The sequence below is a fragment of the Kutzneria chonburiensis genome (assembly GCF_028622115.1).
GTDB lineage: Bacteria > Actinomycetota > Actinomycetes > Mycobacteriales > Pseudonocardiaceae > Kutzneria > Kutzneria chonburiensis.
The window spans coordinates 6265528-6285583 of record NZ_CP097263.1 but is presented as its reverse complement, the minus strand read 5'-3'; the positions used below and the strand labels follow the sequence as shown (position 1 = coordinate 6285583).

The 20056-nt window shown below is 69.0% G+C and carries 21 protein-coding genes; 15 read left to right on the top strand and 6 right to left on the bottom strand.

Annotation, left to right across the window (positions count from 1 at the left end; all coding sequences use genetic code 11):
* The first annotated feature begins 328 nt into the window (after positions 1 to 328).
* Together M3Q35_RS28515 and M3Q35_RS28510 are read left to right on the top strand one after the other, a co-directional pair.
* Positions 329 to 937, top strand: coding sequence for a hypothetical protein (locus M3Q35_RS28515; protein ID WP_273935620.1), 609 nt, complete (start codon positions 329 to 331; stop codon positions 935 to 937).
* A 125-nt stretch (positions 938 to 1062) separates the two neighbouring features.
* Positions 1063 to 1416 (top strand): hypothetical protein, encoded by a 354-nt coding sequence (locus tag M3Q35_RS28510; protein WP_273935619.1) that lies wholly within the window; start codon positions 1063 to 1065, stop codon positions 1414 to 1416.
* Positions 1417 to 1506: 90 nt separating this feature from the next.
* Here M3Q35_RS28510 and M3Q35_RS28505 read toward each other — a convergent pair whose 3' ends face one another.
* Both M3Q35_RS28505 and M3Q35_RS28500 read right to left on the bottom strand, forming a co-directional pair.
* Positions 1507 to 2031, bottom strand: coding sequence for a hypothetical protein (locus M3Q35_RS28505; RefSeq protein WP_273935618.1), 525 nt, complete (start codon positions 2029 to 2031; stop codon positions 1507 to 1509).
* A gap of 47 nt (positions 2032 to 2078) precedes the next feature.
* The gene (locus tag M3Q35_RS28500) at positions 2079 to 2921 is read right to left on the bottom strand and encodes a hypothetical protein (RefSeq protein WP_273935617.1); all 843 of its coding nucleotides are present in this window, start codon (positions 2919 to 2921) and stop codon (positions 2079 to 2081) included.
* 196 nt (positions 2922 to 3117) lie between these two features.
* Here M3Q35_RS28500 and M3Q35_RS28495 point away from each other — a divergent pair, with 196 nt between their 5' ends.
* Together M3Q35_RS28495 and nicT are read left to right on the top strand one after the other, a co-directional pair.
* Positions 3118 to 3624, top strand: coding sequence for a hypothetical protein (locus tag M3Q35_RS28495; RefSeq protein WP_273935616.1), 507 nt, complete (start codon positions 3118 to 3120; stop codon positions 3622 to 3624).
* 142 nt (positions 3625 to 3766) lie between these two features.
* Positions 3767 to 4849 carry a Nickel transporter NicT gene (gene nicT / locus M3Q35_RS28490; protein ID WP_273935615.1) on the top strand — a complete coding sequence of 361 codons (1083 nt, stop codon included), beginning with the start codon at positions 3767 to 3769 and terminating at the stop codon, positions 4847 to 4849.
* On the opposite strand, the gene M3Q35_RS28485 is transcribed toward nicT, so the two are convergent.
* Both M3Q35_RS28485 and M3Q35_RS28480 read right to left on the bottom strand, forming a co-directional pair.
* Positions 4846 to 5925: an NAD(P)/FAD-dependent oxidoreductase gene (locus M3Q35_RS28485; RefSeq protein WP_273935614.1), complete on the bottom strand. Its 1080-nt coding sequence runs from the start codon at positions 5923 to 5925 to the stop codon at positions 4846 to 4848. The two genes, nicT and M3Q35_RS28485, sit on opposite strands and share 4 nt — an antisense overlap.
* Before the next feature lie 67 nt (positions 5926 to 5992).
* Positions 5993 to 6856, bottom strand: coding sequence for an RNA polymerase sigma-70 factor (locus tag M3Q35_RS28480; protein WP_273935612.1), 864 nt, complete (start codon positions 6854 to 6856; stop codon positions 5993 to 5995).
* Positions 6857 to 6914: 58 nt separating this feature from the next.
* On the opposite strand from M3Q35_RS28480, the gene M3Q35_RS28475 reads away from it, so the two are divergent.
* From M3Q35_RS28475 to M3Q35_RS28450, 6 genes are all read left to right on the top strand, one after another.
* Positions 6915 to 7670 (top strand): MerR family transcriptional regulator, encoded by a 756-nt coding sequence (locus tag M3Q35_RS28475; protein ID WP_273935611.1) that lies wholly within the window; start codon positions 6915 to 6917, stop codon positions 7668 to 7670.
* Between the two features lie 133 nt (positions 7671 to 7803).
* Positions 7804 to 8601, top strand: a complete 798-nt coding sequence (locus M3Q35_RS28470) for a nucleotidyltransferase domain-containing protein (protein WP_273935610.1) — start codon at positions 7804 to 7806, stop codon at positions 8599 to 8601.
* On the top strand, positions 8598 to 9158 hold the full coding sequence (locus M3Q35_RS28465; RefSeq protein ID WP_273935609.1) for a hypothetical protein: 561 nt from the start codon (positions 8598 to 8600) through the stop codon (positions 9156 to 9158). The genes M3Q35_RS28470 and M3Q35_RS28465 overlap by 4 nt, the downstream gene beginning before the upstream one ends.
* The gene (locus tag M3Q35_RS28460) at positions 9121 to 9762 is read left to right on the top strand and encodes a hypothetical protein (RefSeq protein WP_273935608.1); all 642 of its coding nucleotides are present in this window, start codon (positions 9121 to 9123) and stop codon (positions 9760 to 9762) included. Before M3Q35_RS28465 ends, M3Q35_RS28460 begins: the two co-directional genes overlap by 38 nt.
* A gap of 30 nt (positions 9763 to 9792) precedes the next feature.
* A complete protein-coding gene (locus tag M3Q35_RS28455) occupies positions 9793 to 11127 on the top strand; it encodes a nucleotidyl cyclase domain-containing protein (protein ID WP_273935607.1) in 1335 nt (444 codons plus the stop codon).
* The gene (locus tag M3Q35_RS28450) at positions 11124 to 11828 is read left to right on the top strand and encodes a hypothetical protein (protein ID WP_273935606.1); all 705 of its coding nucleotides are present in this window, start codon (positions 11124 to 11126) and stop codon (positions 11826 to 11828) included. The genes M3Q35_RS28455 and M3Q35_RS28450 overlap by 4 nt, the downstream gene beginning before the upstream one ends.
* On the opposite strand, the gene M3Q35_RS28445 is transcribed toward M3Q35_RS28450, so the two are convergent.
* Entirely contained in the window at positions 11829 to 12407 is a 579-nt protein-coding gene (locus M3Q35_RS28445; RefSeq protein WP_273935605.1) for an SACE_7040 family transcriptional regulator, read from the bottom strand.
* 186 nt (positions 12408 to 12593) lie between these two features.
* Between M3Q35_RS28445 and M3Q35_RS28440 the strand changes: the two genes are divergently transcribed.
* The 4 genes from M3Q35_RS28440 to M3Q35_RS28425 all read left to right on the top strand — a co-directional run bounded on the left by M3Q35_RS28440 (position 12594) and on the right by M3Q35_RS28425 (position 18167).
* Complete coding sequence (locus tag M3Q35_RS28440; protein WP_273935604.1) at positions 12594 to 13382, top strand: SGNH/GDSL hydrolase family protein; 789 nt, start codon at positions 12594 to 12596, stop codon at positions 13380 to 13382.
* A 75-nt stretch (positions 13383 to 13457) separates the two neighbouring features.
* Positions 13458 to 15062 carry a carboxyl transferase domain-containing protein gene (locus tag M3Q35_RS28435; protein WP_273935603.1) on the top strand — a complete coding sequence of 535 codons (1605 nt, stop codon included), beginning with the start codon at positions 13458 to 13460 and terminating at the stop codon, positions 15060 to 15062.
* 2 nt (positions 15063 to 15064) lie between these two features.
* Complete coding sequence (locus M3Q35_RS28430) at positions 15065 to 17014, top strand: acetyl-CoA carboxylase biotin carboxylase subunit (protein ID WP_273935602.1); 1950 nt, start codon at positions 15065 to 15067, stop codon at positions 17012 to 17014.
* Between the two features lie 4 nt (positions 17015 to 17018).
* Complete coding sequence (locus tag M3Q35_RS28425) at positions 17019 to 18167, top strand: acyl-CoA dehydrogenase family protein (RefSeq protein WP_273935601.1); 1149 nt, start codon at positions 17019 to 17021, stop codon at positions 18165 to 18167.
* Between the two features lie 189 nt (positions 18168 to 18356).
* On the opposite strand, the gene M3Q35_RS28420 is transcribed toward M3Q35_RS28425, so the two are convergent.
* Complete coding sequence (locus M3Q35_RS28420) at positions 18357 to 19163, bottom strand: hypothetical protein (protein ID WP_273935600.1); 807 nt, start codon at positions 19161 to 19163, stop codon at positions 18357 to 18359.
* Between the two features lie 211 nt (positions 19164 to 19374).
* Here M3Q35_RS28420 and M3Q35_RS28415 point away from each other — a divergent pair, with 211 nt between their 5' ends.
* Complete coding sequence (locus M3Q35_RS28415; protein ID WP_273935599.1) at positions 19375 to 20043, top strand: lysophospholipid acyltransferase family protein; 669 nt, start codon at positions 19375 to 19377, stop codon at positions 20041 to 20043.
* Positions 20044 to 20056: the final 13 nt, after the last annotated feature.

Sequence of the window (20056 nt, the reverse complement as noted above, 5' to 3'; positions counted from 1 at the left end):
ACGGGTGAATCGCAAGCCACCTACTTGCCATAATTCACGAGGTAGCGCTACTCGGCGTCACGGATCATGGCGAGCCGTCACGGTGGGTCGTCGACCTGCGGACGGCAGTCCTCCACCGTTCGCCGAAGCCGGATCACTGTATGTCTACTTTCCCGCATATACGGGATTCAGCTGCGTTCCGTGACTATGGTCCATGCACTTGCACAGGGGCTACGCTCCCGCACTTGACACCGTCAGGGATGGGTGTGTGGTGATAGACCCGTGGGTTGTCGGGCTTTGTGTCGTGACCGTTCTGGCGATATCCAGTGCGGTCGCGATTGCGGCCTACATGAGACCGAAATTTTCGGTCGCCAACGCCGGCGGCCAGGCGGACGGACCGTTCGCGGATGCCGACCTGATCGGCCCGGAACTGCGCGACTGGGCCGCGTCGCACTACCGGCGCACGGTTCCGGTGCTGCGGGTCTGGCAGCACCGGGCCTGGCTGTACGGGGCGGCCCACTACTACGCCGTCGGCTGGACCGTGCTGATCTCGCTGTCGCTGCCGTTCCTGATCCCGTACGTGACCGACGGCAACGGCTCCCGGCTGCTGGTGCAGGCGCTGTCCGTGTTCGGCGCGGTGGTGTTCGGCCTGCACAGGACGTTCAAGGCCGAGGAGAACTACGGCAAGTACCGCCTGCACGAGTCCAGCGTGTACTCCCTGGTCCGCAAGCTCGTCGACGACCCCGACCAGCTCGGCGGCACCGACGCCGAGCGCCGTCGCCGCTACCTCGCGGAGATCGAGCGGATCCGGGAGCGCGCCCGCAACGACGAGATCAACAATCTGCCCAGTCCATCCTCTCCGCCCCGTGTCGGCCCGGTCACGCCCATTCCCGAGCAACGGGACGACGGTTATCGATCGGCCGCCGCGGGGCCATTGCGTGGAGGAGCTTCTCCGTGAGTCAGCGAAGCCGGGTGAGCGGCGTGTGGACGCCGTCACCGATAGAACGAGAGGCCGCGTGGGAGCTGTATGTCGAGCTCGCCACGAGGATTACGACCGTGGAACAAAAACCGGGCGCCGGAATCGTGAGAGAGGAACTCAACAGCATTTACTCCCTGTTCGCCTGCACCCGCGACATCCTGCGCAAGTACGGTCCCGAACTGGCGCCACGGGGCCGGGCCGGCGGGGTCACCTTCGCCGGCATCGCCGTGGAGATGGTCAACACCGTGCTGCGGCCGCTGCTGACCAAGTGGCATCCCGCGCTGGCCGAGTGGGAGGCCATCCGCCTGCCCGGCGACAGCGTGGTCGTGCACGAGCGCGGCTGGGACCAGATCGACGCCCTGCGGGCCGAGGTCGCCGACACCCGGCGGGTTCTGCTGGAGCTGGCCGCCGTCCTGCACGACGCCATGCGCATCGAGCCGCTGATCGGCACGGCATGATGACACGCGACATGGCTTGACGCATCCCCCGCCCATGATCAACGCGCCCTTCCTCCACTCCGAGTGTAGGAAGGCCCCCTTCCAAGCGGTTCAGTCGCTGTCGGGTTCCTCGACTTCCAGGGCTTCGGCGATCCAGCCGGCCACCGGGAGGTCGCGGTTGGTGCACTCGGTGGCCAGCCGGATGGTCCAGCGCAGGGCCTGCATGACCACCGCCGCCACCTCGCTCGGCGCGGCGGTGCTCAGCGCGATGTCGATCTGCTCGCGGGCCGCGTCCTGGTCGCCGTGGACCTCGGCGAGCAGGGTTCGGACCGCGGTGCGCACCGGCGGGTCGGCGTCGTCGATGGAGACTTCCTGCCCGTCGGCGTCGTAGACCTGCATCTTGACCGGGGTGGCCCCGCCGGAACCGAGCGCGGCGACCATCTCGCTGCACTCGCGGAACAGCATCAGCACGAGTTCCTTGCCGTCGACGTCGCCGGCCGGCGAGGTGTCGACGAAGGTGGTCAGCAGGCTGATCGCGGCGCCGTCGTCGCCCGCCTGGGCGGCGGCGAGCGCCTCGCCCGCGGTGCTGACCATGCGCTGCCGTCGGTCCGGATCCTGTGGGTCCACGGGGCCCATCTTGCAACACAACCGGGACCGGCGGTGATCCAATCGGCCGTCCGGGTTCAGGAGTGCTTGAAACGCCAGGTCTTCGAGTCGGTGAGCACGCAGAAGCCGGGCGACATCACGATCACGCGCAGCGTGCCGTCCCGCAGGTCGTAGTCCATGCCCTCGACCTCGAACGTGCCGCTGCACGAGCTCTGCAGCGGCAGCTGACCGAGAGCGCTCACATGGGCCGACACGTCCGCGCCGCCCAGCGGACCGCTCAGATCCAGTTGCAGCAACGGCTTCGTCATGCCGTAGAGCGATCCGTCCGGATCGTCCGACGCGCACAGCAGCCGCGTCGGCGAGGTGAAGTCACAGCCCTGCACGTCACGGACGGGGTGATCGGGGCGAATCGCGAAGGCGTACGGCAGGTTCTGGCCCGGCGTGGTGAACCGGACGCCGGGCATCGGGTAGACCAGAAGGCGGTCCATGGTGCCCCACTCGCCGGACACCAGCCACTGCCCGTCGGGTGAGACGGCGGCGAACGAGTTGTTCAGCGCCTCCCAGGACTCGAGCTTGTGCGTGTACTCCGACCAGCTGCCGTCCGGCGCCTGCACCCGGAACATCTTGGCCCCGTTGTTGTCGCTCTGGTACGGCTCGATGTAGTAGCCGAGACGCGAACCCGGGTCGCCAACGTGGTTCCAGCCCTTGACCGAGTCGGCGATCGGCACCGTGCCGATGCCGGTGTACTGGATGAAGCTGGAGTTGGGGCGCACCACCGTGGCCAGGCCCTGGCTCTCGTCCAGCGCGCGGGCGTGGTCGGAGCCCTGGATCACCCAGGCCCCGGTGTCGGCGTGCGCGATGCCCGGCACGATCACGGCGATCGCCACCGCGAGCGCGGCGGCCAGCGTCTTCCTGCCCATGAGCCCCAACCCCTTCGTCGCGTCTGCGCCAAGGGATAGCAGTCCAGGGGCCGAATCTGAAGAATTTTCGCAATCCTGTCCGTGACGGGACGGATAACTGTGAACGATCGGGGCTTCTCGCGGCGGCGGGCCCGCTCCTACCCTCGGCTGAGTTAGGGAACTTTCCTAATCATATAGAGGAATAGTGGAGGTGTTCATGACCAGCAAGCTGCTCGCTGCCCTGCTCGGCATCGGCTTGCTCATCGCGGGAGCCGTCCCTGCCCAAGCCGCCGCTGCACCGCACAGCACCACGTACACCATGTACGTGACGCTGTACGGGGCACTGGACAACGACCCGCCCGGCAGTGCCGACATCGCCTACCCGCAGATCCACTCCAAGGCCGGCGGCACCGGCACGTACAGCAACCCGGTCACGTTCGCGACCAGCAGCTCCGAACTGGCCCCGGGCACGCGGGTGTACTACGCGTACCTGAAGAAGTACTTCATCATGGAGGACAGCTGCGCCGCCTGTATCTCCGACTGGAACAGCGGCAAGAAGCGCCACATCGACATGTGGGCCGGCAACTCCACCAACTCGGGCATCCTGGCCTGTGAGGACAAGCTGACCCGCAGTGGCTCGGTGATCGTCAACCCGGCGTCCAACCTGACCGTGGACACGACGCCGATCTTCAACACCAGCACCCACAAGTGCTACTCGCCGTGATCGCACGGTGACGCAGCGGTCCGGTAACGCCGCGCCGGACCGCCCGATGTGACAATTCTCCGCCGGTGAACACTGTCGCCAAAGGGTTGCAGGTACCACAATCTGCCTGTTGCATCCCCGAGCTCGGAAGAGGCGGCGACCCATGGCGGACACCCTGCGCACCCGACCGCTGGCCCGGTCGGAGTGGGCCAGCATCGGCGGCATGGCCGGCTTCGTGCTGGCACTGCACGTGATCGGCTGGGGTTCGTTGATCTTCCTGGTCTCGCCGGCCAACTACCAGGTCGGCAACGGCCAGGTGTTCGGCATCGGCCTCGGTCTGACCGCGTACACACTGGGCCTGCGGCACGCCTTCGACGCCGACCACATCGCCGCCATCGACAACACCACCCGGAAGCTGATGTCCGAGGGCAAGCGCCCGCTGTCGGTCGGCTTCTGGTTCTCCCTCGGCCATTCCTCCGTCGTCTTCGGCCTGTGCGTGCTGCTCGCGTTGGGCGTGCGGGCCCTGGCCGGCGAGGTCGCCGACGACGGCTCGCCGCTGCACAGCTGGACCGGCCTGGTCGGCACCCTGGTCTCCGGCACCTTCCTGGTGATCATCGGCATCATCAACCTGGTCGTGATGGTGCACATCATCAAGGTGTTCCGGAAGATGCGCTCCGGCGAGTTCGACGAGGCCGAGCTGGAGCGCCGCCTTGACGAGCGCGGCTTCATGAACCGCATCCTGCGCGGCCTGACCAAGGCCATCAGCCGACCGTGGCAGATGTACCCCACCGGCCTGCTGTTCGGCCTCGGCTTCGACACCGCCACCGAGGTCTCACTGCTCGTCCTTGCCGGCGGCGCGGCGGCGTTCTCCCTGCCCTGGTACGCGATTCTGACGCTGCCCGTGCTCTTCGCCGCCGGCATGAGCCTGTTCGACTCGATCGACGGCTGCTTCATGAACTTCGCCTACGGCTGGGCCTTCGCCAAGCCGGTGCGCAAGGTCTTCTACAACATCACCGTCACCGGCCTGTCCGTGGTGGTCGCGCTGGTCATCGGTCTCATCGAGCTTTTCCAGCTGCTGGCCGAAAAGCTCGACGTCACCACCGGTGTGCTCGGCTGGATCAGCGAGCTCGACCTGAACGTGGTCGGCTACGTGATCGTCGGCCTGTTCGTGGTGACCTGGCTGGTCGCCCTGGCGGTGTGGCGCTTCGGGCGCATCGAGGAGCGCTGGGAAGTCAAGACCTCCTAGCGGAGCGCGGCCCAGCCGGCGCCGCGCACGATGCCCTCCTTGATCAGTGCGCCGAATCGTCCGGTGATGACCTTCTCCTTGGGACGGTCGAAGGCGTCGACCCGTTGCACCAGGCCGTCCTTGCGGCCGAGGCTGATGCACTGGATGAAGTAGCGGTAGCCGAACGGCTCGGGCTCCGTGCCGGCCAGCCGGGCGGCGATCGCCTTGGCGGTGTACTCCGCCATCGGTTCGGCGGTGGCACAGGCCATCCGCAGTTCCTGGCCGTCGACTCGCACGACCGCGCTGTCGCCGATCGCGTAGATGTCGGGGTGCGAGAACGACCGTTGCGTCCCGTCGACCACGATCCGTCCATTGTGGTCGGTCTGGACGCCGGCCTGCCGTGCCAGTTCTGGCACGCGGAAACCCGTCGTCCACACGGTGATGTCGGTCGGCAGCTCTTCGCCGTCGGTCAGCACCAGGGCGTCCGGCAGCACCTTGGCCACCCGTGCGCCGGCGCGGACCTCGATGCCCAGCCGGCCGAACACCCGGCCGAGGTGTTGGCGCGCCTTGGCGGAGAGGCGGTTGCCCGGCGCGTGGCCGGCAACCATCCGGACGTGCAGGTTCGGGTGTTGCTCGGCCAGCTCGGTCGCCGCCTCGATCGCGGTGAGACCGCCACCGACCACAGTGACGATTCCGCTGGCCGGCAACACTTCCCGCAGTGCGGTGGCGTCGGCGTGCCCGGCCACCGTGTGCGCGTTCTCGGCGACGCCTGGGATCCCGCGGTCGTCGGCGGCGCTGCCGAGGGCGTACACCAGCGTGTCGTAGCCGATCGTGCGGCCGTCGACGTCGATCTTCTTGCCGGCCGCGTCGATCGCCCGCACCCGGCCGATGACCAGCTCGATCCCCGTGCCCCGCACCGAATCGGCCAGTGGCCGCACACGCAGGTTCTCGCCGGCCGCGTGCTGGTGCAGCCGGATGCGCTCGACGAAGTCGGCCGCGGCGTTGACCAGCGTGACGTGCGCGGTGGTCCGCTTGGCCAGGCGGTGCGCGGCGATGAGGCCCGAGTAGCCGGCGCCGATGACGACGATGTTCGTCATGTCCAGGTCCCTTCACTTGTGGTGACGGGACTTGAACCGGACAGCCGCGCGATTCCTGACAGGGCGGCTATGTGGGCTGCGTCACCTGCCGGGTCAGGTGGGTCAGCTTGTCCGGGTTGACGATCGCCCGGAAGTCGGTGATCAGGCCGTCCACGATCTGGAGGTTGATCACGACCGACAGCTCGCCGTGGATGAAGGCCAGGATGGCCGGCTCGCCGTTGACCTCGTCGATGCGGATCTCCAGGCCGTCCACGTTGCCCGCCAGCCAGTTGAGGTACACGGCGGCGCGTTGGCGACCGCGGATCGGCTTGCGCGCGGCCTGCGTCCTGCCGCCGCCGTCGGCCCAGGCGACGACGTCCTCGGCCAGCATGCCCTCGAGCGCCGACATGTTGCCGCTGCGCGCGGCGACCAGGAAGTTCTTGGTGATACGGAGTTTCTCCGTGCCGTCGGCCTCGTACCGGTGCCGGTCCTGGGCCACCCGCTGCTTGGCCCGGTGGTAGAGCTGCTGGCAGTTGGCCTCGGTCAGGTCGAGAACGTCGGCGATCTCGCGGTGGCTGTACTCGAACGCCTCGCGCAGCACGAAAACCGCCCGCTCGGCCGGCGAGAGCCGTTCCATCAGCAGCAGGAACGCCATCGACACGGACTCGCGCAGCTCGAGCGGGTCCAGCGGCGTGTACGAGGTCAGCAGCGGCTCCGGCAGCCACGGCCCGATGTAGCTCTCGCGGCGGGCCCGGGCCGAGGTCAGCCGGGTCAGGCACAGGTTGGTCAGCACCTTGGTCAGCCAGGCCGCCGGCTCGCGAATCTCCGCCTGATCGGCGGCGTGCCAGCGCAGGTAGGTGTCCTGCACCGCGTCCTCGGCCTCGGCGGCCGAGCCGAGCAGCCGGTAGGCCACCGCGAACAGGCGCTGCCGATGCTGCTCGAAGTCCGCCACGGGACCGAGTCTAGGCAAGGCTTGACCCTCTCGTAGCGAGAACTCCTAGCGTGGCCCCATGAGCTGGTCGATCACCCAACTGGCCCGGATGTCCGGGGTCACCGCGCGGGCGCTGCGGCACTACGACGAGATCGGACTGCTGCGGCCGGCTCGCGTCGGCGACAACGGCTACCGCTGGTACGAGCGCGAGCAGCTGCTGCGCCTCCAGGAGATCCTGCTGCTGCGGCAGCTGGACCTGGACCTGCCGACCATCGGCCGGATCCTGGACGGGGAACACGACCGGCTCGCCGCGCTGCGCGACCACCGCGAGCGCCTGCTGGCCGAGCGCGACCGCATGGACCGACTGGTGCGGACGATCACCAGCACCATCGCCGACCTGGAAGGGAGCACAACCATGCCCGACAACGAGCTGTTCGACGGTTTCGACCTCAGCCCGGCCACCCTGGACGAGCTCGAGGCCAAGTCCCCGGCCTCGTCCAAGCACTACTTCGACGAGATGCGAGCCAACACCGCGAACTGGACCGAGCAGGACTTCGCTGCCGCCAACGAGCAGACGGCCGACGGCGAGCGCCGACTGCTGGCGCTGATGCTGGACGACGCGCCGGTGGACGACCCGCGAGTGCTCGACCTGATGGCCGAATCCCATGCCGCGGAGCAGACGCTGCTGGTGCTGAACAAGGAGGAGTACTGCGCGCTCGCGCAGGCGTTCGCGGCCACGCCCGAGCTCCGGGCTCACCTCGACGCCCGGCATCCGCACCTCGCCGAGTACATGCGCGACGCCATGCTCGCGTATGCCGCCGCCCGGCTGAGCTGAAGCCCCCGATCGGGTTATTCAGGCGGCGATAGCCTGGCCGAATTACTCGAACGAGCGACGCCTGCCGCTATCGAATCACGCCGCACTGCGGCTACCCTCCGAAGTCGGACCAATTCCGGCCGGGGGTGCCGCGATGAACGTTGGACTCGATCATTGGCTGTGCCGTGAGCTGCCCGCGGAACTGGCCCGCCGTCCCGGATTTCAGGGGCTCGCCATCGGCGGCTCGCATGGCACGGGAGAGGCCGACGAGCATTCCGACCTGGATCTGTTCGTGCTGGTGGACGCGGATCGGCTGGCCGAGGCCCTACGGGGCGAAATCGACCTTGTCCCGGAGATGATAGGCACTGATCAGGTCCGCTATCTGCCCGAATTCGGCGTGCGTATTGCCGTGCTCAGCGCGTGTTTTGGTTTGGTCGAATTCTTCTTCCTGACCGAGGCGACCGTGGTGCCGACACCGCTGCGCGCGAAGAATCGACTGTTGTGGGATCCGTGCGGCCGGTTCGCGGCGCTACTCGCTTCGTCATTGCGGGCGGCCCGCGATCCGGCCGTCGTCCGTCGGCATCGCAATGCCGCCGCGGTGGATTTCCTGATCGGGTACACGTCCGCGGTGAAAAGCCTCCGCCGTGGCCATTACGGGGCGTGCCTGACCCGCCTCGACCGGGCCCGCAACCTCGTCTTCAACGCGCTGGTGTCCGGGGACCAGTGGTGGCCGACGCACGGCGTGCCGACCCAGGAGACACTTGCCGCGGTCGGTCTGTGGACCACGTTCCTGGACACGGTGCCGACCGCCGATCCCGCGTCCGCGCGCTGGGCCCTGCTCGTGCTCGGACGCCTGGGCCGTGACCTCATCACCGCCGATCCGCTGTGTTCGGAGGCCGTGCAGCGGCACGCCGCGGAGACGCTGGCCAATACCGCACGGGACCTCACGTGATCCCGGCGCCGCTGGTGAACGACGCCCTGGCCAGGGCGTTCGTCGAGTACTGGGGTGCCGTGGCGGTGCGCCGCGAGGTCGTTGCGCTGGCCGACCTCCGGTCGACGATCCGAACCGTGCGCCGGGACCGGCTGCGGAACGCGCACGCGGTGCTGGCCTCACAAACTGGCTCAGGTTTGCGGCTCTATGAGCCAGTTCGGTACTCGGCTCGCGGCGTGGCCCTGGGCGTGGTCGTGGAGTCGTACGGCGAGACCGCCGTGGTGCTCGACGGCACGAACCGCGCCGTGGCCGCGCTGCGGCACGGCTGCGAGGCGATCGTCGTCACGGTCGTGTCGCCGTGCACGCCGAAACCACCGGCCGCCGACACCATTCCACTGACCGACGTGGGTATCTGGGCCGAGGACGGGCCCAGAAAGGAATTGTTCCGCGCGTTGGACGAGCAGTTGTTCCGGCCGATGCCGGACATTCTCGCCCGGGCCGAGCACGACGTGCTGGCCACACTCATCAAGGAGGAAAGAGATGGCACTGACCGACTACACGTGGGACGAGCACGATGACTGGGCACATTCGACCCGGCTGCACCGCGACGAGATACCGGGACGCGCCGCGTTGACCGCACCGCTCCTGGTGACGCATCCGGACGACTCGGCGCAAATCCTGTTGGTGGATCCGCACCCGCCGGGCACATGGGAGACCTGGATGTTCCCCTATGCCTCGATGGTGCTTTCCGGGGCGGACATCCGTCAGTGGTGCGGGGACGAGGTGGAATTCCTGCGGTTGGCGGTGGGGGACACACTGGCCACTGTGGCCGATTCGGTGGTCCGCCTCCGTGAACGGCTGTGGCCCGAGTACCGGGACGCGTTGGCCACGGGCTACAACAACGTTCTCCCGCATTTGCGGGATTCGTGGGGCGGCGAGCCGGTGTACCGCAACTTCTCGCTGAAGTTCTCGAACACGTCGAACAGCTACACCGCCTACGTCTTCGACTACCACCGGACCGTGTGGCCGGCCGGGCAGTACCTGCCGGTGCCACACGTGTGGGTGCGGATCGACGAGTTCGCCGGCCGTCGGGTCGACGGCGGCTTCCGCTTCCAGGGCCGCAAGGTCTCGTCGAACGTGCCGGAGGTGCTGGACCGGATGACCGGCGCCTTTCCCCGATGACCGATGTCCGTGACTAGCTGATGTGAGCCCGTGGTGACGTACGAGATCATCGACGGCGGGACGCCCGACCGGCGGCTGCTGGTGCCGCCGGCCCAGGTGTGGGTGATCGCCACCCTGGAGATCACCGTGCACCAGGAGCAGGGCCGCCCGCACCTGCTGCTGACCTTTCCCAGCTATCCGCTCGGCCCGGGCACCGCGCACGACGAGGGCTATTGGTCGACGCCGTTCGTGGCCTACCCGGTGAACACCGGGTACGGCCCGCCGACCACCGTGGCCTCGCTGCGCCGGCTGATCGCCGCGACCATGGCCGCCGAGGACACCGAGGCCGACATCAGCCAGCTGGCCTACCTGCTCGGCTTACGCGACACCACGCTGACCCGGCTCGGCGAGTTCCTGGAGATCAAGGTGTCGCCGCGCACCCCGGAGCTGGTCAAGGCGTTCCACATGATCCGCTATGGACTGTCCAGTGTGGACGAGGCGTGCCTGCGCAACATCGCCGATCCCGACCTGCGCCGGGGCTACGTGTTCCTGCCGCTCGATCACGGCGACTATCTGCACGAGCGGTTCAGCGCCGCCCATCTGCGTCAGGAGCAGTGGTTCCTGGGCAAGCCGTTGATGAGCAACATCCAGCACGTGATGGCCACGCCCGGTCTGCGGGCCACGCTGGCCTCGTCCAGCATCGCGCTGTCCCGCGACCTGTTCGCCCGTGGTGAGAGTGGTCTGCTGGTGGCCGTCGACCTGGCCGGTTACGGCACCGCGCTGAAGTACGCCCGTGAGCGCATGCACAGCTTCGGGTCGGACACCAACTCCATCCAGGCCGCGTTCCGCAAGTCCATCGGCACCTACTTCGACCGCATGCTGGGGCAGCTCGGCGCGATGCAGGTGCAGACCGCCGGCGACGGCTTCGTCGCCGCGTTCCCGGCCCGGGTGTTCGGCGATCCCGCGCAGCTGGTGGCCGACCTGCTGACCCAGTGGCGTCGGCTGGTCGGCGAGATCGCCGTGTTGAACAAGGAGATCCGTGAGGAGGGGCTGCGGGTCGGCTCTCGGATGGCACTGCATTTCGGCGACTACGAGTACGGCCGCATCGGCGGTATCGCCAGCTACCTGCCGGCGTTCGACGGCGCGTCCATCGTCGAGGTCGCCCGGCTCGAGCAGGGGTTGGCCAGCGCCATGCGGGCCGGGCAGCGTATCGAGCCCGGCGTCGAGCTACAGGCCAAGCGGCACTACGTGATCGTCAGCCGGGCCCTGCGCCACGAGCTGGGCGACGGCTGGTCGGCCGGGCCGGCCGACCGGGTTGGCGTCCTGGACCTGGAGGCCAAGGAGTTCCGGGACCGGGCCGAGGTGTGGGAGGTGAGGCCGTCATGATCGGCACGGTGATCGAGGCCGCGGACATCGGCCGGGCGCTGCGCGACAATTCCGACGAGGTGCACGCCATTGCCTGCGCCTTGGTGTCGGATCTCGCCGCCGCGACCGCCGACCGGACCGTGCGCAGCCGCCTGGCCATGCGGGCGGCCGTGCACCACAACGGGTTCGTGAAGCTGGTGGTCGTCGACACCGACGAGTGGGATTCCCTTTCCCTGCAAGGTTTCCGCCTCGTGCTCCACGTCTGGGACCCGGCCGTCGCCCCGCACAGCGTCGAGGAGATCCACAACCACCGTTGGCGCTTCGCCAGCGTGCTGCTGTGCGGCGCGCTCAAGTGGGAGCACTTCCACGAGTACGACGGCGTCGACGAGCCCATTCCGTGCCTCGAGTACGAGTACCGCAGTCCCGGCCGCGACACCGGCTACCGCCTCCGGCCGCGCGGTCCCGTCACCCTCGCCCGCCAGTTCGTCGCGTTGGCCGGCGTCGGCGCGCGGTCGATGATGACCGTCAGCCAGATCCACCGCGTCGAGCCCGTCGTCGACACCCTCTCGGCCACGCTGTTCCTCCAGTTCCCGGTGGAGCGCACGTGGACCCGGGTCTTCGTGGAGTCCTGGCGGCCGGCGTCGACCGCGACCAGGAGCCTGCGCCGCCCGGCGTCGACGGAGCTGGCGGGGTGCCTGCGACGGCTGGCGGCTGCGGTCTGATCAGGTCAGGGAGTGCACGGCGGCGTAGGCCATGGCGGCCAGCAGGTCGGACATCTGGGCCCGGTCGAGGTGCGCCGAGTGCGGAGTGGAGTTGATCAGGCCGAAGAGGGCGTGGGCGGCGGCGCGGGCGGCGGGCTCGCCTACCTCGGGGCGGGCGCGGCGGATGGTGGTGACCCAGACCTCGACGTAACGGCGCTGCAAGGCCCGTACGCGCTGGCGGTCGGTGTCCGCCAGATTGCCCAGGTCCCGCTCCTGCACGGTGATCAAAGCGGGGTTGTCCAGGGCGAAGTCGACCTGCCAGCGGATCAGGGAGCTGATCGAGTTCTCGGGGTCGGTGGCCTCGCGGACCCGGGACTGGGCACCGTCGAGGAGTAGCTCGCTGATGGAGGTGAGCATCTCGCCCAGCACGGCGTCCTTGCTGCGGAAATGCCGGTAGAGGGCGGGCCCGGAGATGCCGACGGCGGCGCCGATGTCGTTGATGCCGACGCCGTGGAAGCCGTGTCGGGCGAACAACTCGGCGGCGGCGGCCAGGATCTGCTCCCGCCGGCTCGGCGGCGCGGTCTGCTCGGCGAACGGCACGACACCGATGGTAGTCGAGTTGGTTAACGATCGCTAACCGCGGTATCGATCGGGCGAGTGACCGAGGGTGTTTCGCACCCAAATGGCGAATAAGTCATCAACTCTTGACGCATGTCTTCCGGCGCAAACCCGGTCACTGCAACAGTTATCCGGTCTAGGCACCCTCAGCGGAGAGGTTTCCCTGCCATGCGCCTTTCTCGTGCCCTCCTATGCCTTGCGGCCGCGGCCGCCGCGGCACTGTCCACAACGGCCATCGCCGACGCGGCCCCGGCTGCCGTGAACTACGCGGCGGTCGGCGACTCCTATGCGGCCGGCGTCGGCACGCAAAGCTCCTACGACAACAGCTGCGACCGCAGCAGCAAGGGCTATCCGAGCCTCTGGGCGGCCGCGCACTCGGCGTCCGCTTTCACCAACGTCGCCTGTTCGGGCGCGAAGACCAGTGACGTGATCAACGGCCAGGTGGGCTCGCTGAGCTCGGCCAACACCGTCGTCACGGTCACCGTCGGCGGCAACGACGCCGGCTTCTCCAGCACGATGGAGTCCTGCATCGTCGGCGGCGACTCGGGCTGCAAGTCGGCCGTCGACAAGGCCACGAACTTCGTCAACACCACCCTGCCCGGCCTGCTGGACAACACCTACAACGCGATCCGCGGCCACGCCCCCAACGCGACGGTCTACGTGGTCGGCTACCCGCGCTTCTATCAGATCGGCGGCTCGTGCAGCGTCGGCCTGAGCGACACCTCCCGCGGCTACATCAACGGTGGCGCGGACACGCTGGACTCGGCGATCTCGGCCGCGGCGAGTCGGCACGGTTTCCGCTTCGTCGACGTGCGCACGGCGTTCGGCAACCACGGCATCTGCTCGTCGTCGGCCTGGTTGAACAGCGTGACCTGGCCGGTGGTGAACAGCTACCACCCGAACTCGTCCGGCTACTCCTCCGGCTACCTGCCGGCGCTGACCGCCGTGACCGGGTGACCTGACTGGACGAAGCTGTTAGCGACCGTTAACCTGGAGCCTGGGGTTAACGGTCGCTAACAGCTGAGGAGCGTCATGGTCGCGCCGGCACTGGCCAGCGCCGCGGATCCGACGGATCCGGGCTACCAGCGCAACACCAAGGAACACGCCGAGCTGGTCGCCCAGCTGCGCGGTCGGCTGGCCGACACCGCGCTGGGTGGGCCCGAGAAGTCGCGCATCCGCCATGTGGAACGGGGCAAGCTGCTGCCGCGGGACCGGGTGGACACGCTGCTCGACCCCGGCTCGCCGTTCCTTGAGCTGTCGCCGCTGGCCGCCAACGGCATGTACGACGACCAGGCCCCGGCCGCCGGCATCATCACCGGTGTCGGCCGGGTCGAGGGCCGCGAGTGCGTCATCGTGGCCAACGACGCCACGGTCAAGGGCGGCACGTACTACCCGATCACGGTCAAGAAGCACCTGCGCGCCCAGGAAGTGGCGCTGCACAACAACCTGCCGTGCCTGTACCTGGTCGACTCGGGCGGCGCGTTCCTGCCCAAGCAGGACGACGTCTTCCCGGACCGCGAGCACTTCGGCCGGATCTTCTTCAACCAGGCCACCATGTCGGCGCGAGGCATCCCGCAGATCGCCGCCGTGCTGGGGTCCTGCACGGCCGGCGGCGCCTACGTGCCGGCGATGAGCGACGAGGCGATCATCGTCCGTGGCCAGGGCACGATCTTCCTCGGCGGCCCGCCGCTGGTGAAGGCGGCCACCGGCGAGATCGTCACGGCCGAGGAGCTGGGCGGCGGCGAGCTGCATTCCCGCACCTCCGGCGTGACCGACCACCTGGCCGAGGACGACGCCCACGCGCTGCGCATCATGCGCCAGATCGTCGCCACCTTCGGGCCCAAGACGCAGCAGCCCTGGGATGTCACGCCGACCGAGGCACCGGCCGTCGACCCCGAGCAGCTCTACGGCGTGGTCCCCATCGACACCCGCACCCCGTACGACGTGCGCGAGGTCATCGCCCGCATCGTCGACGGCAGCCGGTTCGCCGAGTTCAAGTCCGAGTACGGCACCACGCTGGTCACCGGCTTCGCCCGGATCCACGGCCACCCGGTCGGCATCATCGCCAACAACGGCATCCTGTTCGGCGAGTCGGCGGTCAAGGGCGCGCACTTCATCGAGCTGTGCGACCAGCGCGGCATCCCGCTGGTGTTCCTGCAGAACATCTCCGGCTTCATGGTCGGCCGCGAGTACGAGGCCGGCGGCATCGCCAAGCACGGCGCGAAGATGGTCACCGCGGTGGCCTGCGTCCGGGTGCCCAAGTTCACGGTCGTCATCGGCGGCTCGTTCGGCGCCGGCAACTACTCAATGTGCGGCCGGGCCTACTCGCCGCGCTTCCTGTGGATGTGGCCCAACGCCCGGATCTCGGTGATGGGCGGCGAGCAGGCCGCGTCGGTGCTGGCCACGGTCCGCCGCGACCAGCTGGGCGACGCCTGGTCCAAGGAGGACGAAGAGGCGTTCAAGCAGCCGATCCGGGACCAGTACGAGAACCAGGGCAACCCGTACTACTCGACCGCCCGGCTGTGGGACGACGGCGTGATCGACCCCAGGGACACCAGGACCGTGCTGGGACTGGCGCTGTCCGCCGCGGCCAACGAGCCGCTGCCTCCCGTCTCCTACGGCGTCTTCAGGATGTGATCATGTTCGACACCGTGTTGATCGCCAACCGCGGCGAGATCGCCGTCCGCGTCATACAGACGTTGCGGCGCATGGGGATTCGCAGCGTGGCCGTGCACAGCGACGCGGACGCCGGGGCGAGGCACGTGCGCGAGGCCGACGTGGCCGTGCGCATCGGGCCGGCCGCCGCGCGGGAGAGCTACCTGTCGATCGAGCGCATCATCGACGCCGCGCTGAAGACCGGGGCGCAGGCCGTGCACCCGGGATATGGCTTCCTGGCCGAGAATGCGGCCTTTGCCCGGGCCTGCGCCGAAGCCGGGCTGGTGTTCGTCGGCCCGCCGCCGGCCGCGATCGACGCCATGGGCGACAAGATCCGGGCCAAGCAGACCGTGACCGCGGCCGGTGTGCCGGTGGTGCCGGGCGCCTTCGGCGACGACATCGAGCACGCGGTCGCCGAGATCGGCTTTCCGGTGCTGCTCAAGCCGTCGGCCGGCGGTGGCGGCAAGGGCATGCGGCTGGTGCACTCGGTCGACGAGCTGCCGGCGGCGATCGAGTCGGCCAAGCGCGAGGCCCGCAACTCCTTCGGCGACGACACGCTGCTCGCCGAGCGCTTTGTGCTGAACCCCAGGCACATCGAGATCCAGGTGCTGGCCGACGCCCACGGCACGGTGCTGCACCTGGGCGAGCGCGAGTGCAGTCTCCAGCGCCGGCACCAGAAGATCATCGAAGAGGCCCCGTCGCCGCTGCTCGACGAAGAAACCCGTGCCCGCATGGGAAAGTCGGCCGCCGACGCCGCTGCCTCGGTCGGCTACACCGGCGCCGGCACCGTGGAGTTCATCGTCTCGGCCGACCGGCCCGACGAGTTCTTCTTCATGGAGATGAACACCCGGCTCCAGGTCGAGCACCCGGTGACCGAGCTCGTGACCGGCGTCGACCTGGTCGAGCAGCAGCTGCGGGTGGCCGCGGGGGAGAAGCTTTCCCTTACCCAGGACGACATCCGGCTCACCGGCCACGCCGTCGAGGCCCGCATCTACGCCGAGGACCCGGCCCACGGCTTCCTGCCCACCGGCGGCACGCTGCTGACCCTGGACGAGCCCGCCGACCGGATCCGTGTCGATTCCGGGGTTTCCGAAGGCTCGGTCGTCGGCAGCGACTACGACCCCATGCTGGCCAAGCACATTGCCTATGCGTCCACACGCGACGAAGCCCTGCGCAAGCTCCGGTCGGCGCTGGGCGACGTCACGATCCAAGGCGTGACAACGAACATCCCGTTCCTGCGGGCCCTGCTGGGCGACGAGGACGTGATCGCCGGCCGGCTCGACACCGGGCTGGTGGAACGCAAGCTCGACGCCCTGGTGGCCAACCCCATGCCCGAGGACGTGCTCTTCGCGGCGGCCCTGGAACGGGCGCTGGAGCTGGAGCCGCGGGCGGACATCGTCGACCCGTGGGACATTCCCGGCGGCTGGCGGATCGGCCAGCCGGCCTGGACCACGTGGCTGATCGGCGCGCCGGGCGACGAGCCGGCCAAGGTCCGGCTGCGCGGCCGGGCGGCCGACGCGGAAGTCGTTGTCGGGGAAGGCGAGCCGGTCAAGGCCGGCGCCTGGCGCGACGGCGACCGCCTGTACGTCCGCAGTCAGGGCGTGACCCGGTCCTACCGGCACGCCACCGACGGCGAGCTCACCTGGATCGGCAACTGGCCGCTCCAGGAGCCGGAGCAGCTGTCCCGCAAGGGCGGGGCCGGCGCGGCCGGCGGCACGGTCACCAGTCCGATGCCCGGCACGGTGCTGCTGTTGCGGGTGGCCGCCGGCGAGCAGGTCAGCGCCGGCCAGCCGCTGCTGGTGGTCGAGGCCATGAAGATGGAACACACGGTCGTCGCGCCCATCGATGGCGCGGTCGCGGAGCTGGCGGTGCACGCGGGCCAACAGGTTCGGCTCGGTCAGCAGCTCGCGGTGGTTGCACCCCTACAGGAGTGACGAGATGGACACCAGAATCAGCCCCGAGCACGAGGCGCTGCGCAAGACCGTCGAGGAGTTCGCCCGCGAGGAGGTCGCGCCGGTCATCGGCGGCTTCTACGAGCGCGAGGAGTTCCCGTACGAGATCGTGGCCAAGATGGGCCGCATGGGCCTGTTCGGCCTGCCGTTCCCCGAGGAGCACGGCGGCATGGGCGGCGACTACTTCGCGCTCTGCCTCGCCCTCGAGGAGCTGGCCCGGGTCGACTCGTCGGTCGCGGTCACGCTGGAGGCCGGCGTGTCCCTCGGCGCCATGCCGATCCACCGCTTCGGCACCGACGAGCAGAAGGCGCAGTGGCTGCCCCTGCTCACCTCGGGCGAGGCGCTGGCCGGCTTCGGCCTGACCGAGGCCGGCGGCGGTTCCGACGCCGGCGCCACCCGCACCACCGCCAAGCTCGACGGCGACACCTGGGTGATCAACGGGTCGAAGTGCTTCATCACCAACTCCGGCACCGACATCACCCGCGCGGTCACGGTGACCGCCGTCACCGGGCAGAAGGCCGACGGCGGCAAGGAGATCTCCACGATCATCGTGCCGTCCGGCACACCCGGCTTCACCGTGTCGAAGAAGTACTCCAAGGTCGGCTGGAACGCCTCCGACACCCGCGAGCTGTCGTTCAGCGACGTGCGCGTGCCGGCGGCCAACCTGCTCGGCGAGCGTGGCCGCGGCTACGCCCAGTTCCTGCGCATCCTCGACGAGGGCCGGATCGCCATCGCCGCCATCGGCGTCGGACTGGCCCAGGGCTGCGTCGACGAGTGCCTGCGCTACGTCAAGGAGCGCGAGGCGTTCGGCCACAAGATCGGCACGTACCAGGCCATCCAGTTCAAGATCGCCGACATGGAGGCACGGGCCCACACCGCCCGGCTGGCCTACCACCACGCCGCCGACAAGATGCTGCGCGGCGAGCCGTTCAAGCGGGAGGCGTCCATCGCCAAGCTGGTCTCCTCCAACGCGGCCATGGACAACTCGCGCGACGCCACCCAGATCTTCGGCGGCTACGGCTTCATGAACGAGTACGCGGTCGGCCGCTTCTACCGGGACGCCAAGATCCTGGAGATCGGCGAGGGCACCAGCGAGGTCCAGCGCATGCTGATCGCCCGTGACCTGGGCCTGTAGATCACACCGGTAGTCGGTCGACTACAATTGGCAACAGTTCAAGGGTTACGGCCGGCCGAACCCGGGTACTACAGTGAGGCCAGCAAGCTCCCGCCGTGTTCCTCCCCCTCGACATGGCGGGTTACCCCGGCGCCCCCGCTCACCCCCGTGCGGGGGCGCCGGCCTTTCTCGATCTTTTGGGCCACCCGCTCACCCCCGTGCGGGGGCGCCGGCCTTTTCAGCCTCTTCCCGCTGCTCGGCGACGTTCTCCAGCGGCTCCTCGGGCAGGTCGTGCCGGCCCGAGATGAACTCCTGGAAGCGGATCTTGAGCAGGATCAGCGGCTGCCGGTAGCGGGCCTCCCGCCGGATGGCCACGCTGAGCTTGCGCGACCCGGCCCGGTAGCGCCACCGGGCCCACGGCGAGTTCGGGCGGGCCAGCCGCAGCGCGCCGATCTCGGCCAGCGGCGGCAGCAGCAGGCCGAGCAGGCCGGTCCAGATCTTGCCCTTGAGCAGGGCGACCACCGCGAACCCGAGATCGATCAGCGCGATCAGTCCGCTGGCCAGGTGCGGCGGCAGGTTGAAGTCGGGCAGCAGGCCGTAGTCCAGCGGCTTGGCCCCGAGCAGTAACAACCCGGTCAGCCCGACGGCCAGGAACACGGCGTCCACCGACAGCCGGCCGGCCTGCGTCCAGTACACGTCACGCAGGTGCAGGATGAGCGCGAACTCGTCGAGCACGAGGGCCGTGCCCACGCCGAAAAGGCCCGCCGAGCACAGCCGCCAGTCGACGGCGTCGTCCGGGGCGGCCAGGCCGATCACGCCGCCGATCACCATCGCCACCACGCCGAACACCACGTGGTGGATGTGCGTGCCACCGGATGTCAGGTTCCCCGGCCACCAGCGCACCTTCGCCCTGATCATCCGCACGCTGATCCTGATCAGCACGAACGCGGTGACCAGGCCGAGGAAGAACCACAGCAGCCGCTCGTGCCCCGGATCCCAGCTGCCCCAGTGGCCCATGGTGCCGACCACCCTTCGCCAAGTGGTAGTTGCCGAAGGTTACGCCGGACAGGCCTGATCGGTTGCCGGTTCGCGAAGTCTGGGCCCGCGGAGGGTTCCGAAACCGGTACTGGGGTACCCCGTGACGGACAGCACTGGCACTGTCGTGCCTGCACAAGCGTTGAACATGACAAAATCCATGCGGCATCGTGGGCGGCGCGGAGGTCGTGTTTTGCTGTACTGGTTCATGAAACGGGTTGCGGGTCGGCTGGGTCAGGCCGTGTACCGGCCGACGGTCGAGGGTCTGGAGAACATCCCGACCACCGGTCCGGTGATGCTTGCGAGCAACCACCTGGCCTTCGTGGACAGCATCGTCATCCCGATGGTGGTACCCCGTCGGGTGAACTTCCTCGCCAAGGCCGAGTACTTCGAGGGCAAGGGCGTGAAGGGCGCGCTGATGCGCGGCTTCTTCGGCGGCCTCGGCCACATCCCCGTGCAGCGCGGCAGCGGCCGCGCCGCTCGGGCCGCCCTCGACACCGCCGAGGAGGTGCTCAACAACGGCGGCGCCTTCGCCATCTACCCCGAGGGCACCCGCTCCCTCGACGGCCGCCTCTACCGTGGTCACGCCGGCGTCGCCCGCATCGCCCTGGCCACCGGCGCCCCCGTGGTCCCCGTCGGCCTCATCGGCACCGACAAGGTGCAGAAGAATGGCAAGGGCATGCCGCGCATCCGCCCGATGACCGTCCGCTTCGGCAAGCCGCTCGACTTCTCCCGCTACGAGGGCATGGCCGAGTCCACCATGATCCACCGCGCCGTCACCGACGAGATCATGTACGCCATCCTGGAGCTGACCGGCCAGGAATACGTGGACAGCTACCGCCCCCACCCAAAAGCCGCCTGAGGTAACACGGCCC